General features: G+C 59.4%; 19 protein-coding genes. 10 read left to right on the top strand and 9 right to left on the bottom strand.

What is annotated here, in order from left to right:
• Positions 1-326 precede the first annotated feature (326 nt).
• The gene (locus HDF09_RS12760; protein WP_183766823.1) at positions 327-869 is read left to right on the top strand and encodes a DUF3011 domain-containing protein; all 543 of its coding nucleotides are present in this window, start codon (positions 327-329) and stop codon (positions 867-869) included.
• Between the two features lie 117 nt (positions 870-986).
• Positions 987-1,838, top strand: coding sequence for a transporter substrate-binding domain-containing protein (locus HDF09_RS12755; RefSeq protein WP_183766821.1), 852 nt, complete (start codon positions 987-989; stop codon positions 1,836-1,838).
• Here the strand turns inward: HDF09_RS12755 and HDF09_RS12750 are convergent, their stop codons facing one another.
• Positions 1,839-3,701: a mechanosensitive ion channel family protein gene (locus HDF09_RS12750; protein WP_183766819.1), complete on the bottom strand. Its 1,863-nt coding sequence runs from the start codon at positions 3,699-3,701 to the stop codon at positions 1,839-1,841.
• 223 nt (positions 3,702-3,924) lie between these two features.
• Between HDF09_RS12750 and HDF09_RS12745 the strand changes: the two genes are divergently transcribed.
• The 5 genes from HDF09_RS12745 to HDF09_RS12725 all read left to right on the top strand — a co-directional run bounded on the left by HDF09_RS12745 (position 3,925) and on the right by HDF09_RS12725 (position 7,248).
• Entirely contained in the window at positions 3,925-4,260 is a 336-nt protein-coding gene (locus tag HDF09_RS12745) for an STAS domain-containing protein (protein ID WP_183766817.1), read from the top strand.
• A gap of 109 nt (positions 4,261-4,369) precedes the next feature.
• Positions 4,370-5,197: an ABC transporter permease gene (locus HDF09_RS12740; RefSeq protein ID WP_183766814.1), complete on the top strand. Its 828-nt coding sequence runs from the start codon at positions 4,370-4,372 to the stop codon at positions 5,195-5,197.
• Positions 5,198-5,397: 200 nt separating this feature from the next.
• Entirely contained in the window at positions 5,398-5,877 is a 480-nt protein-coding gene (locus HDF09_RS12735; protein ID WP_183766812.1) for a hypothetical protein, read from the top strand.
• Positions 5,878-5,949: 72 nt separating this feature from the next.
• The gene (locus HDF09_RS12730) at positions 5,950-6,408 is read left to right on the top strand and encodes a metallophosphoesterase family protein (RefSeq protein WP_183766810.1); all 459 of its coding nucleotides are present in this window, start codon (positions 5,950-5,952) and stop codon (positions 6,406-6,408) included.
• 210 nt (positions 6,409-6,618) lie between these two features.
• Positions 6,619-7,248: a hypothetical protein gene (locus HDF09_RS12725; protein WP_221270127.1), complete on the top strand. Its 630-nt coding sequence runs from the start codon at positions 6,619-6,621 to the stop codon at positions 7,246-7,248.
• Positions 7,249-7,272: 24 nt separating this feature from the next.
• Here the strand turns inward: HDF09_RS12725 and HDF09_RS12720 are convergent, their stop codons facing one another.
• The 7 genes from HDF09_RS12720 to thrC form a co-directional block, all read right to left on the bottom strand.
• Entirely contained in the window at positions 7,273-8,346 is a 1,074-nt protein-coding gene (locus HDF09_RS12720; RefSeq protein ID WP_183766806.1) for an aldo/keto reductase, read from the bottom strand.
• Positions 8,347-8,442: 96 nt separating this feature from the next.
• A complete protein-coding gene (locus tag HDF09_RS12715; RefSeq protein WP_183766803.1) occupies positions 8,443-9,117 on the bottom strand; it encodes a hypothetical protein in 675 nt (224 codons plus the stop codon).
• 20 nt (positions 9,118-9,137) lie between these two features.
• Positions 9,138-10,094 carry an ABC transporter permease gene (locus HDF09_RS12710; RefSeq protein ID WP_311719429.1) on the bottom strand — a complete coding sequence of 319 codons (957 nt, stop codon included), beginning with the start codon at positions 10,092-10,094 and terminating at the stop codon, positions 9,138-9,140.
• Positions 10,091-11,488, bottom strand: coding sequence for a hemolysin family protein (locus tag HDF09_RS12705; RefSeq protein ID WP_183766801.1), 1,398 nt, complete (start codon positions 11,486-11,488; stop codon positions 10,091-10,093). The genes HDF09_RS12710 and HDF09_RS12705 overlap by 4 nt, the downstream gene beginning before the upstream one ends.
• Before the next feature lie 117 nt (positions 11,489-11,605).
• A complete protein-coding gene (trxA, locus tag HDF09_RS12700; protein ID WP_179582394.1) occupies positions 11,606-11,938 on the bottom strand; it encodes a thioredoxin in 333 nt (110 codons plus the stop codon).
• A gap of 297 nt (positions 11,939-12,235) precedes the next feature.
• Positions 12,236-13,195: a homoserine kinase gene (thrB, locus tag HDF09_RS12695; RefSeq protein ID WP_183766799.1), complete on the bottom strand. Its 960-nt coding sequence runs from the start codon at positions 13,193-13,195 to the stop codon at positions 12,236-12,238.
• On the bottom strand, positions 13,192-14,580 hold the full coding sequence (thrC, locus tag HDF09_RS12690) for a threonine synthase (protein ID WP_183766797.1): 1,389 nt from the start codon (positions 14,578-14,580) through the stop codon (positions 13,192-13,194). Before thrC ends, thrB begins: the two co-directional genes overlap by 4 nt.
• Before the next feature lie 116 nt (positions 14,581-14,696).
• Here thrC and modA point away from each other — a divergent pair, with 116 nt between their 5' ends.
• The 3 genes from modA to HDF09_RS12675 all read left to right on the top strand — a co-directional run bounded on the left by modA (position 14,697) and on the right by HDF09_RS12675 (position 17,074).
• Positions 14,697-15,380: a molybdate ABC transporter substrate-binding protein gene (modA, locus tag HDF09_RS12685; protein WP_311719424.1), complete on the top strand. Its 684-nt coding sequence runs from the start codon at positions 14,697-14,699 to the stop codon at positions 15,378-15,380.
• Positions 15,381-15,591: 211 nt separating this feature from the next.
• Entirely contained in the window at positions 15,592-16,278 is a 687-nt protein-coding gene (gene modB / locus HDF09_RS12680) for a molybdate ABC transporter permease subunit (protein WP_183766793.1), read from the top strand.
• Positions 16,279-16,330: 52 nt separating this feature from the next.
• The gene (locus tag HDF09_RS12675) at positions 16,331-17,074 is read left to right on the top strand and encodes an ATP-binding cassette domain-containing protein (RefSeq protein ID WP_183766784.1); all 744 of its coding nucleotides are present in this window, start codon (positions 16,331-16,333) and stop codon (positions 17,072-17,074) included.
• Between the two features lie 6 nt (positions 17,075-17,080).
• Here HDF09_RS12675 and HDF09_RS12670 read toward each other — a convergent pair whose 3' ends face one another.
• Positions 17,081-18,190 carry a UDP-N-acetylmuramate dehydrogenase gene (locus tag HDF09_RS12670; protein WP_260181279.1) on the bottom strand — a complete coding sequence of 370 codons (1,110 nt, stop codon included), beginning with the start codon at positions 18,188-18,190 and terminating at the stop codon, positions 17,081-17,083.
• Positions 18,191-18,386: the final 196 nt, after the last annotated feature.

Genomic DNA, 18,386 nt, shown 5'->3' with positions numbered 1-18,386 from the left:
GGGTCATAAGTTAGAAGCTATTGAAGTAGTTCAGGTTATCCGGCGGAACACTCTGGCAGCGCATTTTCCGCTTTGCTTCCAAGTACCAAGTATAGCTGGGAGGGGTAGCGAGTTGCCATGAGAAATAAATCCTAACCGGAGGGATTGACTTTTCGAAGATTTAGGTTGGGAGATGCGACATTTACCTCATAGACTCGGCTAATTCGTACGCATTTTTTATCTCTGTTTCGATTTCTCTGAAAAGAGTTTGCAGAGATGACTCGAATCTGATGTAGCATCGTCTCGCATTTGACACGATGTTTACGCACTTCTCGGAGGAACACCCGATGGGGGTCTCTCGTGCAGTCGCCGCTCTCCTCATTGTTTCCACTTCTGTCTTAACAATGGCCCAGACTGGGGGGCTTACCTGTTCGAGCGACGATGGGGGATACCGGTACTGCCGCGCCGACACGCAAAACCAGGTTCAACTGACACGGCAGATCTCGGGTTCGCGATGCGATCTAGGCTACAGCTGGGGTTATGATCCGCGCGGCATCTGGGTGGACCGCGGGTGTCGAGCGCAGTTCGTCTATGGCCGTGGACGCTCGCGTGGCGATGACAATGCCGGCGCCGCAATTGCAGGCGGAATTCTGGGTGCGCTGATCCTTGGGGCAGCGGTCGCTGCAGCCAAGGACAACGATAACGGTGGGGACCGTGAGCGGACGAACTACTACAACGACGGATATCGCATGGGACGGCAGGACGCTGATAACGGACGGCGGGACTCTTACCAGTGGTGGAGCGAACGCTACCCGATAAAGTATGAGAAGGACTTCGCCGCTGGATACACGGATGGCTACAACAACAACGGTCGGCGGCCGCCGCGATAGACCCAGGTTTTACGAGCAGAAGCGCTGCAATCAGGGCGGCGGTAGATTTCGACACATTGCAAGGATGGGGGACTTGACGCAATGAAGAGCGCAGCAATTTTCGCATCGATGCAACGGATGGCTGGTTTGGTCGTGCTGCTGTCATGCGCGCTGGTGGCGCAGGCACAGGAGACACCGGCATCCCCTCCTTCGCCCGCTATCCCCTCCACGTCCAAAGAGATTGAGGTTCCCGCACGCAGTACCGTCGATATGCTGGCTGAGATCAAAAAGAGCGGCAAGCTGCGTGTGGGCGTCTCGGAGATTGTTCCATGGGCGATGCACGATAAAGACGGCAACCTGGTGGGATTCGAGATCGATGTGGCAAAAAAGCTCGCACGCGACATGGGAGTGCAGGTGGAGTTTCATCCGGATGAGTTTCGTTATTTGATTCCGGATCTCGAAGCGAATCGTTTCGACATTATCGTTGCAGGTTTTTCGATTGAGGCGCGGCGAGCACTCGTGGTGAACTTCAGTCAGCCTTACAACGTGACCGACGTAACAATTGCCACCAGCAAAAAGATGGGCAGCGAGTTGAAGACGATGGAAGACTTCAACAAAAAGGGCGTTACGATTGCAGTGGTGGAGGGGACGACATCGGAGGATCTGGCAGCGTTAGCGTTTCCGAAGGCTTCGATTCAGACCTACACGGAGGACAGCGCGCTGTTCAGCGATCTGGTCGCGGGCAAGCTTGCTGCGGCGGTTGCGGACAGTCCGCGGTTGGATATCCTGGCGAAGCTCTATCCTGATGCCGTAACGGTGCCGTCTGTGGCCCCGCTGGGAACGTTTCCCGCAGCCTTCGCCGTGCGGCGCGGGGATATGGACTTCGTCAACTACCTCAACTCCTGGATCGCCGCGCGAAATGCGGATCAATGGATCGAGACACGGCGGAAGTACTGGTTCAAGTCGACGGACTGGGCAGGCAATCTGTGATCAGACCTTCGTCAGCTCCTGTTGATCAGTAGTCGATGGAGTGAGTGCCGCGTTCGCCGGCTTGTGCAGTAGATCGATGACGGACTGATAGAGGCGGTTGCGCACATCGAAGCGGTCCCCAGCGCGAATAACATAGCGAACGACGATATCCACGCCGGAAGCCGCGGGGCGCATATCGACCGAGGGTGTGGCCTTGAACTGGCTAAGGCCGTTCTGACGCGTGGCGGTCTGCCACTCCTGTTCGGCGAGCTTGGCGTCGCGTTCGGTTTGCTTCAGAACCGTGTTGTGGATGGCTTCGATGGTCTTGTAGGAATCGACGCCGGGTGGAATGTTGACGGTGATCTCGTCCCACATCCATTGGCCGGTGGTCGAGAAGTTGAAGTATTGTCCCGAGATGGCAAAGTTATTGATGAAGGTGACGCGGCGTCCAGTGGGATGGCCCTTGTCGGTCCAGTTGCCGGTCTCGAGGAGTGCGGTGCGGAAGAGGCCGATCTCGACGACCTCGCCGCCTACGCCGTTGATCTCGACCCAGTCCCCGACCCGGATGCCATTTTTGCCCATAAGGATGAACCAGCCGAAGAAGGCGAGGATGAAGTCCTGAAAGACGACGGTGAGACCTGCGGCCCCGAGGCCGAGGATGGTGGGGACCTGGCTGGGTGCGCCGAAGATAACGAGCAGGACCAGGAGAAGTGTGACGAGCTGGATGCCAAGGACGATGATGGTGCGCAGGGTGTGGAGGCGGCGCAGCTCCATGCGCGAGCGGTCGAGAAGCTTACCCGCCAGAGTGGCGAGCAGAACTCCGCAGAGGATGAAAAAGGCAATAACGGAGAGTGACTGTAGCGCAAGGTGGGTGACGATGGAGTGCTGAAGCTCTACCTGCGCGAGCCATTTGCCGTAGACGGCGGAGAGCTGCCGCTGAGTCTGGAGCTGATCCTCCACGATGCTATGCATCTGTGAGAAGGCGTGAGCCTGGGCCATACGGGCTACACGGCTCTTTACGGCGTCCGGCGGGGCGATGCTGGGTTGGGCGCTCGATGCATTGATGCTCGATGCACTGACATTGGATGCATTGATGCTGGCTGCAGCCGCTGAGGCTTTCTTTTCGAACTCTGCATGCCTTGCAGTAAGAGTGGCGATGCCGGCATCGGTCTCGGCTGTAGCCTGGCGAATGAGATTCATGCGGCTGCGCTGATCGAACCAGGCAGCGACGCGACCGTAGAGCGTGCCATAACGGCGCGCGGAGAGAACGGCGATCTGACCGCCGGTGTTTCCCTGGGCCGCGTCGTACTTCTTCATCGCCGCTTCACGGGCGGTGAGCTCCTGCTGGATCTGGCCGCGCTGGTCGCCGCTGACCCGGGCGAGTTGTTCGGTGAGGTCGGAGAGTTCATCGTTATCCAGCTGGAGCTGAGCCTTGGCTATATCGAGGTCATCGGAGTCGGCAGTCGTGCCGTTGGGCTGTTTGAGAGAGGCGGTAAGAACCTCCACCTTGCCCAGGTCTTCCTTGACGAGCGACTGGACCTGGGCAACTTTTTCCTGAAGCACAAGAGCGTCGCCGGTGAGTGTGCGAGTCTGGAAGGCAGCCTGGCGAAGGGCGAGAGCAAAGGCCTGATCAACCTCGTGATCAGCCAGCCGGGCCGCCTCGTGCGCGAAGGATTGCTCTTCGGAGGAGACAGCGAGGGGAGCGAGCGACTCGATAGTCTGCCACGGACGCTGGTCGACCAGATTTTGCCCGCCGGCAGAACTGCCGTTGGCTTTGAGGAAAGGCATGTGAACCATGGCGCCACGCGTCCACCACGCTGCCGCGAGGCAGAGGACGAGGAGGGCGGCGGGAACTGCTATGGCGAGACGACGGAGTTCCTTCATTCTTTAACCCTACATGCTCCTTCAGTTAGCTTCAAAACCCCGTTAGGGCTATTGCGGATGTGGAATCTATGGCAGCAGGACATCTGTTGCAAATGCCAGAGTTATGCCCAGCGTCTTCAGCCAAAAACACGAGGCTGTCCGGCCCAGGTCGTAACCGGAATTTAACGAAAGTCGAATGGAAGGAGGAGTAAATTTCAGGATAATCCATACCCGGGGAGCTAATGTGACCAATCCATCAGAGGTTCCGTTTCATTGTGAAGTAGAGAATTCGACCGAAAACGGAGTCAAGGTTACGACGGTCCGGTGCCATGGCCGTTTGATTAACCAGACGGCTGGTGAGGTAAAAGATATCGTGAAGCCGTTGATACCACAAGGCGGCATGATCGTGATCGACCTCGAGGACGTGACGTTTCTGGATAGTCTGGGGTTGGGAACGCTCGTGGGGTTGAAGGTCTCGGCAATCAACGAAGGGTATTGCACGTTGAAGCTGCAGAATCTGTCGCCACGCATCCAGGAGTTGGTGAAGCTTACGAGTCTTACAAAGCTGTTCGCGTCCTAGCTTGCCGTTACGCGAGCCAGCCCAGTCAGCATGTAGGATTTAGGTCGTGCAGACTTCTGTTGCAAACGCCGGCATTGTTCCCGGAGCTACCAGACGACCGCTCGTGCAAATGATCAGGAGACAGCCGCTGGCGGCAATAGGGCTCGCGCTGCTGATCGTCTTTGTGGCGTGCGCCGTCTTTGCTCCCTGGCTGGCGCCGTGGGATCCAGCCCAGTTGGATCTGACAGGACGACTGATGGGTCCGTCGTGGGCGCACTGGTTTGGCACAGACCAACTGGGCCGGGACATTCTCTCGCGGACGTTATTTGGAGCGAGAATATCGCTGGTAGTAGCCGTAAGCGTAGTGGGGCTCTCGCTGGCGGTGGGGCTGGTCGCAGGCGGACTGGCTGGGTTCTACGGCGGGTGGACGGACACGGTCGTGAACATCTACGTGACCAACGCATTTCTGGCGCTGCCCGGGATTCTGCTGGCGATTGCGTTTGTCGCGTTCATGGGGCCGGGGTTGGGCAATGTGATTCTGGCGCTGGCGATCTCGGGTTGGGTGGGATACGCGCGACTGGTGCGGGCGCAGGTCATGGCCGTAAAGGAGCGCGAGTTTGTCGAGGCAGCGCGAGCTCTTGGCGCGACGGATCTTCGCATCATGACGCGGCATATTCTGCCGAACATCCTGCAGCCACTGATCGTGCAGGCTGCGATCGGGATGGCGGGGGCCGTACTGGCCGAGGCTACGCTGAGCTTTCTAGGGTTGGGTGTTCCGCCACCGACAGCGAGTTGGGGATCGATGCTGAATGATGCGCGGTCGCACCTGTTCGACTCGCCCCACCTGGTGTTCTTTCCGGCCATGGCGGTGATGCTCTGCGTGCTCTCGTTCAACTTCATCGGCGATGCCCTGCGGGACTATCTCGACCCTCGGACGCGGATGAGTGCGGGGCTTTGACGCCGGCGCGAGTTGAAGGCGTAACGGTGATCAAAGCGATAAAGGCTGATTGATCCGGCGGCTGATCTGTTTTTAGCTTGGCTGTGGTTTATCTCTTTTTATCGCTCTTATCACCGTTACGCCTTGGGGGGCGTCTCCCATGCGCGGCATCGCAGCTGGTTATCGGATATGCTTGGCCTTGGAACGGAAAGGCAATACCAATGCGTAAGAGTATCGTTTCACCGTCGACGGCAACAGCAACTCCCATCAGCGATCTATGGCGCGACCTGGAGCGGATTGCGCGGGTCGAGATCAGCTCCGAGGATGAGAAGTTCCCGATTGAACATGCGTTGGGCAGGAAGTCAACGACGGGCTGGAGAGCTGCGACCACCGGGCCACAATTGATCCGCCTGCACTTTGATGAGCCGCTCACGATCAAGCGGCTACAGCTGCACTTTGTGGATCGAACCTCGGAACGATCGCAGGAGTTTGCGTTGTTCGCGGGCGCGGGCACCGAGCTGAAGGAGATCGTGCGTCAGCAATGGACGTTCAGTCCGAATGGCTCGACCGAAGAGATTGAGGACTACGCGGAGAACCTGAGCGGTATTACGACGCTCGAGCTGCGGATCGATCCTGACCGAAGCCACGATCCGAAGTTGAGCCGGGAGTATGCCTCGCTGCAAAGTTTGAAGCTGGCGTAAGGCTGACCGCGGATTACACGGAAAATTACTAATTAAAAACGAGAGCAGAGGCAAACGGGGTTTTTAGAGGCAATGTTGATTGGAGTGATCTCCGATACGCACGGGTTGTTGCGACCGGAGGCTCTGGCTGCACTGCGCGACGTCGAGCATATCCTGCACGCCGGCGATGTAGGGGATATTGCGATTCTCGATGCCCTGCGCGAGATCGCTCCAGTTACGGCGATTCGCGGGAATGTGGACGTAGCCGGAGCCTGCGCAGAGCTACCCGCTACCGATGTGGTGGAGTTAGGCGGGGCGCTGTTTTATCTGGTCCACTCGCTGCACGATCTGGACATCAACCCAAGGGCCGCCGGCGTAGCGATGGTAGTGAGCGGGCACTCGCATAAGGCAAAAGTCGAGGTCAAGGACGGAGTGATCTATTTCAATCCAGGAAGCGCAGGCCCACGAAGATTTTCACTTCCAGTGACGGTGGGATTTGTGACCGCGGAGGACGGAGTTGAGGCAAGCGTGAGAGAGTTGGTGGTGGGGTGAAGAGATGCGGTTCGCGCTTCATGCGATACGCCACAGAAAAATTCATTTGCAGCGGACCTCAGACTCTGCCAAAGTAGCGCGATGAAATCCTTGCGTCTCCTGCAGCTTGCTCTCGGCCTAGCCTCTTTTTCCCTACTGGGTTTCCCTGGATTCGGCCAATACCTCCGTGTAGGAATCAGTGGCAGCATCCCGATCGACAAACTGGAGACAATGGATGATGCACTTCTGGTTGCCGATCCTGCGCCAAGATTAGATCTTTTGAAGCGTCTAGGTATTGATGCAGACATCGCGGAGGCCGCCACCTCGCCACGCTTTTCACACGACATCCAGATCCAACCGCTTCACACACATTCAAGGAAACTCTACGGCATCGTCTCACTGCCATGCGGCATACAGAATCAGGCTTTCCTATACCTTCTTGAAGATGCTGACACCAATGCCTGGCATACTGTCGACCACGTCGCACTAGACTGCTTCCACGAAACGCCAACCTACCGCCTGCTATCGCTCGCTCACGGCGAGACCGCCGTCTTCGTAGAGCACGCCAACACAGGCCATGGTTCTGGCGAAATGGAAGATACGGCGACCCTCTATACCCTCCTCAACGGCCGGATGCACGAGGTCCTCTCGACCCTCGACTATGACTCGCGAGACTTCACTTGCGGGTCTCCTCCAGTCGAGCAGAATAGTTCCTTCCTCCAAATCTCAAGCCGCGTTATCGAGGAAACTCGCATCACGTCGCAAAACAGCATTCCCCATCGGGCAGAGAGACGGATCTGGAGATGGCAGGCGGCGCAAGGCAAATTCAAAGCAGGCTCGTTCCGTGACATTCCAAAGTGAACCTGCGGTCGGGATGGTCAGATATCAGCCTTTGCTGCGGTCGGTGAAGCGGAAGAAGAGGGATTGCTCGGCGACTGGGGCGGCCAGCTCGTTGAGCGCGGCCATCTGAGAGTTCGAGAGCGGCGTAAAGTCCTGGGCAATCTTTACATTCTCTTCCAGCTGAGGAATGTTGTCGCAACCGATAATGACGGTGCTCACTGGATGCGTGAGGGTGAAGTGCATGGCGTCGCGCATAGTCATCACGCCGGGGCGATGGGCGATAGCAGAGCCCTCCCACGAGTGGCGCTGGGCGTCGAGCGAGGGCGGCGTCCAGGAAGCAAGGAGACGACCGCGCGAGGGGACCTTCATGCCGATGATGCCCATCTGCTTCTCAACCACCAGCGGGAGGAGCTTGTCGGTGAAGCTGTGGATGTGGGTGTCGGCGGCGTTCATAGCCATCAGGATGGTGTCGAAGTCGTGGCGATTGACCGCATCGATGAGAGCTTCGGGGCGATAGTGGCCGGTGACGCCGAGGTAGCGGACGACCTTCTGGTCCTGCATCTCGAGCAGCGCTTCCATCGCACCCCCTTTCGCGAAGATCGCGTCGACGTCCTCGGGAAGCCCGACATCATGAAGCTGCCAGAGGTCGACGTGATCGGTGTTGAGGAGTTGGAGCGACTTCTCGATCATCCGCAGGGAGCCGTCGCGGGTGCGCTCCTTCGTTTTGGTGGCGAGGAAGGCCTCGTTGCGCCGGGTCTTCATGACGCGGCCGACGTACTGCTCGCTCCAACGTTCAGGGCCGCCGTAGATGGAGGAGGTGTCGATGTAGTTGACGCCAAGGTCGAGCGCACGCTCGATGATGGGGACTGCGACGTCGAAGTTTTCGTGCTTCTCCAAGGCAGCCTGCCCCCCAAGCGAGAAGATGCCCACTTTGTAGCCGGTCTTGCCGAGATTGCGAGTGGGCATCGCCGTACGAGTATTCACATTGGCTGGGAGCGGTGGCAACGTACGCGCGGTTTCGGCGGCGATGGCGCCCTTGGTGAGAAGGGCTGCGGCGGCAACGCCTCCGGTCTTGAGAAAGGTGCGGCGGTCAGGAGTAGTGGGCAGATTCTTCTTCATCGCGGAGTCCTCAGGTCGAGCCTAGTTCACGAACAGTTTATCCCTTCCAAGGAACGGCGTCGCCCTTGACGGGTTTCACACCTTTGGACGAGTTCGCTAGTTGGTGTCGAAGTGGACGGAGTCAAGAATCTTCTGCATGCGATGGCGCACGGCATCTAATTCCCGTGGCGAGATGTCCTGCACCCCGCTGACATCCCCGCCGCAGAAGGTGTTGATGACGGCGTCGAAGCGATAGCACGCGTTGTTGCGCGCGGTCGTATAGATCTCGTCGCGAGATTCGGTGCAGATTCCGCCGTGCTCGTCGTAGCCATGGGTGAATGGTAGGCCCCCGATCTGTGCGCTGGAAATGGTGTGAGGATCGCGCACGGTGGCCTGCGCGCTGCACTCGGCAGAGCTGAGGTGCGGCGTGACGCTGAAGTAGAAGAAGGCTCCGCTGAAGGTGGAGTTGGGGTGCGGGTTGAAGCTGATGCTGGCAACGGCGCGCAACTGGGTAGTGTGAGCGACGGACCGGGCATCGAGGTTGAAGGTGCTGACCTCGGAGTCTTTGCGGTTAAGCTCCCAGGCCGCCGGAACAGTAAAGGTAACTCCATAGCGCGCATCATGAAAGGGATGCGCGGGGGGCATGGTGGGCTCGACCGCCGGAGGCTTCGGACGAAGCATAGGCGGAACGGGCTCGGACCCCGAAGATTTGGTCTGCGCCGCGGAGGCGATGGTTGTAGCGACGATCATCAGAGCAGCAGCGGTGCAGCGAACGAGGGGGCTGGTTTTCATGCTTCCTTCTCTGGGCGCGGTTACTCGGCGCGCATGCGCGGATTGGCTACAGTGTAGGCGATGTCGGTCAGGAGATTCACTACAACATAAGTTAGCCCGACCGCGAGAATGCAGCCTTGAACAAGAGCATAGTCGCGGTTGGAGATGGCCGACAGGGTGAGCCGGCCGATCCCGGGCCAACTGAAGATTGTTTCGGTTACGATGGCACCCGCAAGAAGACTGCCGAACTGCAGCCCAATAACCGTCAAAACCGGGATCAGAGCGTTGCGTAGAGCGTGGCGGTAGACGACAGCGTTCTGGGTAAGGCCCTTGGCGCGGGCCGTGCGGATGTAGTCCTGGTTCAGCTCTTCCAGCATAGCCGTACGGACCATCCGAGTGAGGATCGCGGCCAGCGAGAGACCGAGCGTGATAGCGGGCAGGATGAGGTGGAGGACGAAGCTGGTGGCGTCCCCCGTGCCCGCTCCCGAAACCGGAAGCCAGCCAAACTGAATAGAAAAGACAAGGATAAGGATTGGCCCCAGAGCGAAGTTTGGGAAGGAGAGGCCGACGAGTGACGCCACGCCGAGAACGCGGTCCTGCCAGCGGCTGCGATGGAGAGCCGAGGCAATACCAGCCGGGATAGAGAGCGCTATACCGATCAGCAGCGCCGCGGCGGTGAGAGCCAGGGTATACGGATAGCGCTGTAGAACGAGGTGGACGACCGAGTCGTGCAGCCGCAGGGATTGGCCAAGGTCGGCGTGCAGAATGCCATGCCAGTAGTGGGCGTACTGCTGGCCAAGTGGGGCGTCGAGACCATAAGCGTGGCGGAGTGCGTCGATGTCGGAAGCAGTGGCGCCTTCGCCAAGCATCTGGACGATCGGGTCGCCGGGAACGAGGTGGATGAGGAGGAAGACCACCGAAACCACCACCCACAGGACCGGAAGGGTGAGGAGGATACGGCGGAGTGGTCGCCAGATGGCCGCGCGATTCAGAGTCACTGGATGGCTTCCCTGCTGTCGGCTTCGTCTTCGATCCGGTTCAGCGGCGGAGCTACGTCCTCAACGATGACGCGGCTGATACGGCGGCCCGCCATCTCGGCAACTTCATAGCGGCGGCCTCCGTGCTCGACGCTCTCGCCAGTGGTCGGAATGTGGCCCAGGTTCGCAAGGAGGAAACCGGCCAGAGTTTCAACACCGGGCTCGCGCGGGAACGTCCAGTGGAGTTGGTTGCCGAGATCGCGGAGGGTGGTGCTGCCGTCGAGCACCATGGCGCCAGTGGTGCTGAGCAGAGGCGATTTGCTGATGTCAAACTCATCTTCCAGTTCGCCGACGATCTGCTCGAGAACGTCTTCAGCCGTGACCAGGCCGACAGTCGAGCCGAACTCGTCGACGACGATGGCAATGTGGCGGCGGCGCTCCTGAAACTCCTGCAGAAGTTCGATCGCAAGTTTAGTCTCCGGAACGACAGTCAACTCGCGCATCACCTGACGAAGAGTGAGGCCGGACTCGCCTTTGCCGCCGAGCGAGAGAGCGACGGTACGGAAGTGCATCAGTCGCGAGATGTCCTTCGAGTAGACGATGCCGATGATGTGCTCAGGGCCGCTGGCGGGATCGTAGACGGGGACGCGGGAGTGCTGCTCCTCAACGATGCGGGCCGAGGCCTGCTGCAGCGGCAGGTCCGCAGAGAGGGAAAAGATGCTGCCGCGAGGCGTCATGATCTCGCGGACGGTGACGTGGTTGAGCTCGATGGCGCGATGAATAATCTCTTCCTGAAAGACGGGAAGCAGACCCATGCGACGCGTGGCCGTGGCGATAAGCTTCAGCTCTTCGGGCGAGTGGACCGCGCCTTCGCCGCGCAGGGGGGCGCGAAAGAGCCTGAGCACGAGCGCCGCGGAGGAGTTCATCAGCTTCACGATAGGCCGGGTGAGCCGGATAAAGACGTCCATGGGCCCGGCTACGGCCAGGGCGATGCGTTCGGTTCGCTGCAAGGCGAGCGACTTGGGAACAAGTTCGCCAAGCAAGACCTCAAAATAAGTGATCAGCGAAAAAGCGACGATGACCGCCGCAGTGTGAGCATACAGAACCGCATGAGCGGGCAGCCGATGCAGGGGGCCACCCAGGAGATTGAGAATGATCTCGGCGACGGCGGGTTCGCCGATCCACCCGAGAGCCAGACCAGCGACGGTAACGCCAAGCTGGACCGCTGGAAGGAACTCATCGATCGAATGTTTGAGCTTGAGGACCGTACGTGCGCCGGGACGCCCCAGCGCAATCAGCTGCTGGATGCGAGTCTCGCGGACGCTGACCAGGGCGAACTCCGCAGCCACGAAGAAGCTGCTGGCCAGGATGAAAAAGGCCACCATGATTATGCGGAAGAGCATCCACTCGAGCATTAAGGCTTGAGTTTATCAGGGCTGATTTCGAAGGCCGAAAGCTGACGCAGCCCTCCGCCCAAACGAAACGGCCCGCGAGTTGAACTCTACGGGCCGTCCCTTGGCATTGCTTCAAACTTACGCCAGAACCTTATTCACGGACTTGTCGATGGTGTCCTTGGGAACGAAGCCAACAATCTGCTCGGCGACCTTGCCATCCTTGAAGATGAGCAGGGCGGGAATTCCGCGGATGCCATAACGCATCGGGGTTGCAGTGTTGGAGTCAACGTCCATCTTCATGACCTTGAGCTTGCCCTGATAGTGCGTGGCAACCTCGTCGACAACCGGCGCGAGAGCGCGACAGGGCCCGCACCATGCGGCCCAAAAATCGACGAGAACAGGCTCTGTCGACTGAAGAACATCTTTTTCAAAAGTTGCATCATTTACTTCGGTGATGAACTGTCCTGCCATTTATCTTCCTCCAGAATGCTCTGCACTTTTACACCCATCCGGTGCAGCGCAGTCTTCTCTATAGTAGATGCAATTTTGAACCGGGAGTTTCAGCAAGCAAAATACCACTTAAAGAGTAAACGCCCGGACCTCTGTCAAGAGGTCAACGGGCGGCGTAGCAGCCCTCCCCAGAACTGCCCACTCGGCTAAAGTACGAGGCTTTCGCCGTTTCGTAAAGAACTCTTAGGTAACAAAATTACCATTACTGAAATGTTACTCGGCGTCGGCCTAATCCCTTCTGTGAGATAGGGATGGGTGTCAGCCTTCAAGTGCTCCCCCAAGTGCTCCCCCAGAGATCGTCGTTTGTAGGACTTCGAGTGACGGATCGCCAGCGACTTGCCGAATGATCGCTGGAAGGGCCGCAGGCCTGGCATCCTCGGTGATGATCAGAACAGACGGACCCGCTCCACTGAGAGCGACGCCCAGAATCTTCGGACTCAGGATCTTCGAACTCACGATCGCCGGATCGTCCGCCAGCGGCAGCAGCAACGGAAGCAGCGGGCAGGCCTTCATGCGGTACGGCTGATGGATGCGGTCCTGCATCGCAGTTCGGAGAAGCTCGCCTCGCCCCTGGGCAAAGGCAGCCACCAGTAGCGCGGTCGACTGAATATTGGCCACCACGTCTTCTCGGGAGTAAGCAGGAGGAAGCAGGGCGCGAGCCTTTTCCGTGGCAAGACTGGCAGAGGGTAACGCAAGATTCAAGCCCCAGGCTAGCTTTTCTCCACAAGTAGCTGTTAATAATGAGTTTTTACTCATCAAAGAAGCGGTCATCCCGCCGAGATAACACGCAGCGACATTGTCGGGATGGCCTTCGCGGAGACAGGCCTCTTCGAGGATCTGTTGGCCCGCCCAGCCCAGTTTGCCGAAGTGATTCGCCAGGAAGACGCCGGCCAGCAGCGCCGAGGCGCTCGAACCGCAACCCATCCCCAGAGGAATCTCATTGTGGATCTGAAGGTGAAGACGTGGAGCCAGAACTCCGGCGACCGCCAGAACGTCGACGTAGGTCGTCAGGATGAGATTGTCTTCGAGCCTGGCGCATTGATCGGCGTCGCGGCCGGTAGCCTCGATATAAAAGGCATCGGCGACTCTGGCGTCGATGGTGAGATAAAGCGCCATGGCCAGTCCGAGCGCGTCAAACCCGGGACCCAGATTCGCCGAAGTAGCAGGCAGACGCAGGTGGTACGGTTTGCCTGGGTCTTTTGCGGTGCTTTGACTCATGCTGGCTGCGGCTGGTTCATGTGGGATTCGAGGGTCCGGAGAACCAAACTGGTGTCCGCTTCAAGGACGATCGGAGGCTTTCTCAAGGTCGCATGTCGAGTTTGCTCCTCAACGCTAAATTCAGCATTTTCAGCATCTGAGAACAATTCGTTACGGTGATAGTCGATGGTATAAGCGGAGTCTTTGAGAGTATGCCCAGTGAGGATGAGGACAACCCGCTCCTCTGTGGAAATCTTGCCCTGCGCCACCAGCTTTTTGAGCCCGGCAAGAGTGACGGCCGAGGCCGGCTCACAGCCAACACCCTCGGCCCCAATCTCGGCCTTGGCCAAGGCAATCTCCTGCTCAGTAACCTGCTCGCACCAGCCGCCGGTGGTCTTCAGGGCGTTGACCGCCTTCCGCCACGAGGCCGGGTTACCGATGCGAATCGCGGTGGCGCGGGTGTTAGCCACAACCGGAGTCATGCGCTCTCCGCCGTTCTCCAGCAGGCTGCGATAAAGAGGATTGGCCCCCTCGGCCTGAATGATGCTGATCTTCGGAGTGCGCTGTATCAGACCAAGCTCACGCATCTCGGCGAAGCCCTTAGCCAGAGCGGAGGAGTTGGCGAGGTTCCCACCCGGGACGATGACGTGCTCCGGAACCTGCCACTCCATCTGTTCGACCAGCTCGAAGGCAGGCGTCTTCTGCCCTTCAAGGCGGTACGGGTTGACGGAGTTGAGCAGGTAGATCGGAAACTGCTTCACGAGTTCGCCAAGAATCTTGACGCAGCCGTCGAAGTCCGTCTTGAGCTGGATCGTAAGAGCGCCGTAGTCCATCGACTGCGAGAGCTTGCCCCAGGCGATCTTGCCCTCGGGGATGAAGACGATGCTGCGCAGGCCCGCCCGCGCGGCGTAGGCAGCCATAGCGGCTGAGGTATTGCCGGTCGAGGCGCAGGCGACCCACTCGAAGCCGCTCTGCGCGGCGACCGACAATGCCGCCGTCATCCCCGTGTCCTTGAACGACCCCGTAGGATTCATGCCCTGGTGCTTGGCGAGTAGCCAGTCGATCCCCGCGGCCTTCGCACACCGAGGAAGATCGTAGAAAGGAGTATTGCCCTCGCGAAGCGTAACAACCTTCTCCAGATCGTCGACGATAGGCAGCAGATCGCGGAAGCGCCAGACGCCGGACTGGTCAACCGCCATCGTTGACGAACGCCGCTCCTGCCACAGCCAGCGAAGGGCGCTGGGATTAGGAAGCCGGCTGTCGGGACCCGCAGCAGCGTTGGTCCACGGATACACCACCTCATAGAGACCGTTGCACAGCGGGCAGCGAAAGTTGCTGCTAACCTCATCCTTGCCGATGACGGTCGCGCATTCGGTGCATCTAAGGTGATGTGTTGCTACTTTCATGGTTGCTTCTAGCCTATCGTAAAGGCCGCCCTGCGTCTGCGGCTTTGGTGTGCCTTGGTCTGTGTCTTGGCTTAACGTTGAACGGCCAAAGTGCCCTGGGGCAGAAGGAGCTTCGGGTGGCTGCCGCGGCAGACCTTCAACCCGTCATGCCGGCGCTGGCGCAAAGATACGAGCATGAAACCGGAATCAAGCTGCTCGTCAGCTTCGGATCGTCATCGACGCTCGTCACGCAGATCCTGAACGGCGCTCCGTTTGATATCTTCCTGGCCGCCGACTATGTATTTCCAGAGAAGATTGTGATGGCTGGACTGGCCGATGGTGCCCAGCCAACGCCATACGCGAAGGGCACGCTGGTGTTGTGGACGCGTAAAGACTCCGGCCTGTTGCCGCTCACCCTGGACACACTGTCTGATCCCCGCGTGAAAACAATTGCCATCGCAAATGAGCTGCACGCGCCCTACGGGAGAGCGGCGGCCGCGGCGCTCCGCAGGATGAAGCTCTACGACAAGTTGTCTCCTCATTTTGTTGTGGGGGAGAATATCTCGCAGACGGCGCAGTTTGTGGAGTCCGGCAACGCGCAGCTGGGGTTGATCTCGCTGACAGCAGCCAGCACTCAACACTTCAAAGAGATTGGAACCTACATTCTGGTGCCCACCTCGCAGTACCCGGAGATACGGCAGTGCGCGGTCATCATGACAAAGTCCGAGCACAAGGCAGAGGCGCACCTCTTTTTGAACTGGCTGCTCTCTCCGGCGGTCCAGGGAGACCTTCCGCAGGTCGGTCTGCGTCCAGTGCAGTAGGAAAGCTGTCCTGCCGGACGGGACCTCCTGCGCGGAGGGCGGTCACTTCGTGACGCGTGTACCGCTTCGCCCGGCGCTCCCGATGGTCGCGAATGACGCTCATTCCGACCCTCGGGAGGACCAACGCGAAGCAGTAAAAAGGCGTGCGAACGCCCGCCCCACGCGCAGTGGGCCCCGTCCGGCAGGACAGCTTGTCATAGACTGACGCTGTATGGATTTTGAAGCGCTGTGGTTAACGTTGCGGCTGGCGGTGGGGACGACGGCGATTCTGCTGGTAGTAGCTCTGCCGCTGGCATGGTGGATCGCCGCAGGACATGGGGCAGGCCGCGCCTTCGTACAGTCGATAGTGGCCCTGCCCTTGGTACTCCCGCCAACCGTGCTCGGGTTCTACCTGTTAATCGCCATGGGACCGCTCACCGCTCCGGGAAGGCTTCTGATGCGAGTCTTCGGGCATCCGTTGGCGTTCAGTTTCGGCGGCCTCCTGGTAGGGTCAATACTCTACAGCCTGCCGTTTGCCGTACAGCCGCTGGTAGCCGGTTTTCAGGCGGTCGATCGAGGCTTCATAGAAGCCGCGGCGGGACTGGGTGCAAACCCAGCAAAGGTATTCGCAACAGTAGTGCTCCCCATGGCGCGCGCTTCCCTGCTCACCAGCGCAGTCCTGGCGTTCACCCACACCGTAGGCGAGTTCGGCGTGGTGCTCATGCTCGGCGGCAACATCCCCGGAGCCACGCGGACCCTGTCCATCTCGCTCTACGACCTCGTGCAGGACGGAAACTATGCGGCCGCCAACCGCACGGCGCTCGTGCTGATCGGTTTTGCGACAGTGGCGCTACTGACAATCTATCTTCTCCCCTCGATGCGGAAGGTCGACGGAAGGCAGGCTGACATTGTCCGATAGGCTGGCGTCATCCGATAGGTCCGATAGTTTGCCGGGGGAATCGTCGAAGCAGATGCTCACGGTCAGTATTGAACATCGAGTCGGAACCATCTCGCTCGATGCCAGCTTTGCGTTGACCAAACCCTGGACGGTCCTGTTTGGGCCGTCCGGGAGTGGCAAGACGACCGTACTCAGGGCCATTGCCGGCTTTGTGCGCCCTGATTCAGGTTCGATCATGCAGGGAGAAAGCGTCTTGGTCGATCGAGCCTCAGGCGTGTTCGTTCCCCCGCACCTTCGCCCGGTCAGAACCGCAGCGCAGACTGCCCGGCTATTTCCAAACATGACCGTGCATTCGAACGTGATCTACGGCATGGCGCGAAGTGCGAGGCCCGAAGCCGGCAAGACGGTCGACGAGATCAAGATCGTCGATGAGATCATGAGCCTGTTTCGCATCCAGGAACTCGCCGATCGAAGACCTCACCAGCTCAGTGGAGGCGAAAGCCAGCGGGTGTCGGTGGCACGTGCAGTCGTCTCTGCGATCACCTACGAAGGCGCCGGAGCCGCATTGATGTTGCTCGACGAGCCGTTCTCAGGACTCGACTACACAATGCGAGATCAACTTGTCGACGGCTTACGAGAGTGCCTGATGCGATGGAAGACGCCGGTACTCTCAGTAACCCACGACGTAGGAGAAGCGTTTCAACTTGGAGCTGAGGTGATCAGGATCGCGGAGGGCAGAGTCCTGAGGCAGGGGCCGGTGGCAGACGTGCTGGCGGAGGAACGGCGGCGGTTGATCGAGCAGCTTCGCGAGCCCTAATTACTCTCAGGGCTGCACCGGCTCCTGTTCAAGGTGGACACCGAATCTCCCCTCTACCCCCTCCACCACCGCGTCGCGAAGAGCAATCAGTTCGGCAGCCGTCGCGCCGCCCAGGTTCACCAGAGCGAGGGTATGGCGGGAGGAGATCGCTGCGCGCCCCATGGCAAAGCCTTTGTGAAACCCGGCACGCTCCACCAGCCACGCCGCAGGCAGCTTCACCAAGCCATCACCCGCCGGATACTGCGGAACCTCATCGGGCCTGCAACCGGCGCCGAGAGCGACCTGCGAAACAACGGCAGAGGGGACCACGGGATTCTTGAAGAACGAGCCGGCGCTTCTCCCATCCGCTCCCCCCTGTCCCACCAGCATTCCCTTCTGCTCGCGGATCGAACGGACTGCATCGTAAACCTGGCGAAGCGTGGGCTTCTCCCCTGCGTCGAGCGTGGTCGCGAAGTATCGCGAGAGATCGGCGTACCGCAGTGCGGCCTCTCCCCCGGGCCGCAATCTATAGGTCACAGCCGTTACGATGTATCGGCCGCGCTGCTCCGTGTTGAAGAGGCTGCGCCGGTAGCCGAAGCGGCAGGCTGTGTGATCCAGATCCACAAAGCTTTGGGTCTGGAGATCGTAGGCACGAACCTTGACGATGGTTTCGGCGACCTCCTGCCCGTAGGCGCCGACGTTCTGGACCGGAGTGCCGCCGACATCGCCGGGAATGCCCGCCAGGCACTCGATGCCGGCATACCCGCGATCGACGGCGTAGAGCACAACATCGTCCCAGCTCTCGCCTGCGCCGGCTTCGAGAAGAACACTCTCGCCTTCCTGCAGCTCCCGTCTGGAAATCGGTACGCCAACCCGCATCACCACGCCTTCAAATCCCGCATCGCTTACCAGCACATTGCTTCCGCCGCCCAGAACGAATAGCGGCAGCCCTCGATCCCGCGCGAACAAGGTTGCCTCCACCACCTCAGCCTCGCTCGCCGCCTCTACAAAGAAGCGGGCCGGACCACCTATCTGAAGCGTGGTGTAGGGGGCAAGCGGAACGAACTCGCGTAAGTCGATCATGGGACGCAGCACCGCTTGAGAGTACAACATCGCCCGGCCACTGGAATTTGACAAACCTCATCCCTTGAAAAGGTAGTTCGCCTGGCGCTGGTACCTTCTCGGCTAAAAAGGTCTACTCGAAGTCCGGAGCTATCTGTTTTATTTCTAACACTTTGCGTACTTTTGCTGGGGGGTGAGGGTGCAAGTGTCACAAGTAGAACGTAGAATCGAAACAGCGCGGCTTTTACCCGCGAGCAAAATGGGTTAAAGG

The sequence above is a fragment of the Edaphobacter lichenicola genome, assembly GCF_014201315.1.
In the GTDB taxonomy this organism is placed as follows: Bacteria; Acidobacteriota; Terriglobia; order Terriglobales; family Acidobacteriaceae; genus Edaphobacter; species Edaphobacter lichenicola_B.
The sequence above is the reverse complement of the archived record's forward strand: the minus strand, read 5'-3'. Positions and strand labels throughout refer to the sequence as shown.

Bases quoted from the DNA above. Each gene is read 5' to 3' on its own strand.
- HDF09_RS12760 (WP_183766823.1), top strand. From the start codon at position 327: ATGGGGGTCTCTCGTGCAGTCGCCGCTCTCCTCATTGTTTCCACTTCT.
- HDF09_RS12755 (WP_183766821.1), top strand. From the start codon at position 987: ATGGCTGGTTTGGTCGTGCTGCTGTCATGCGCGCTGGTGGCGCAGGCA.
- HDF09_RS12750 (WP_183766819.1), bottom strand. From the start codon at position 3,701: ATGAAGGAACTCCGTCGTCTCGCCATAGCAGTTCCCGCCGCCCTCCTC.
- HDF09_RS12740 (WP_183766814.1), top strand. From the start codon at position 4,370: ATGATCAGGAGACAGCCGCTGGCGGCAATAGGGCTCGCGCTGCTGATC.
- HDF09_RS12735 (WP_183766812.1), top strand. From the start codon at position 5,398: ATGCGTAAGAGTATCGTTTCACCGTCGACGGCAACAGCAACTCCCATC.
- HDF09_RS12730 (WP_183766810.1), top strand. From the start codon at position 5,950: ATGTTGATTGGAGTGATCTCCGATACGCACGGGTTGTTGCGACCGGAG.
- HDF09_RS12725 (WP_221270127.1), top strand. From the start codon at position 6,619: ATGGATGATGCACTTCTGGTTGCCGATCCTGCGCCAAGATTAGATCTT.
- HDF09_RS12720 (WP_183766806.1), bottom strand. From the start codon at position 8,346: ATGAAGAAGAATCTGCCCACTACTCCTGACCGCCGCACCTTTCTCAAG.
- HDF09_RS12715 (WP_183766803.1), bottom strand. From the start codon at position 9,117: ATGAAAACCAGCCCCCTCGTTCGCTGCACCGCTGCTGCTCTGATGATC.
- HDF09_RS12705 (WP_183766801.1), bottom strand. From the start codon at position 11,488: ATGCTCGAGTGGATGCTCTTCCGCATAATCATGGTGGCCTTTTTCATC.
- trxA (WP_179582394.1), bottom strand. From the start codon at position 11,938: ATGGCAGGACAGTTCATCACCGAAGTAAATGATGCAACTTTTGAAAAA.
- thrB (WP_183766799.1), bottom strand. From the start codon at position 13,195: ATGAGTCAAAGCACCGCAAAAGACCCAGGCAAACCGTACCACCTGCGT.
- thrC (WP_183766797.1), bottom strand. From the start codon at position 14,580: ATGAAAGTAGCAACACATCACCTTAGATGCACCGAATGCGCGACCGTC.
- modB (WP_183766793.1), top strand. From the start codon at position 15,592: ATGGATTTTGAAGCGCTGTGGTTAACGTTGCGGCTGGCGGTGGGGACG.
- HDF09_RS12675 (WP_183766784.1), top strand. From the start codon at position 16,331: ATGCTCACGGTCAGTATTGAACATCGAGTCGGAACCATCTCGCTCGAT.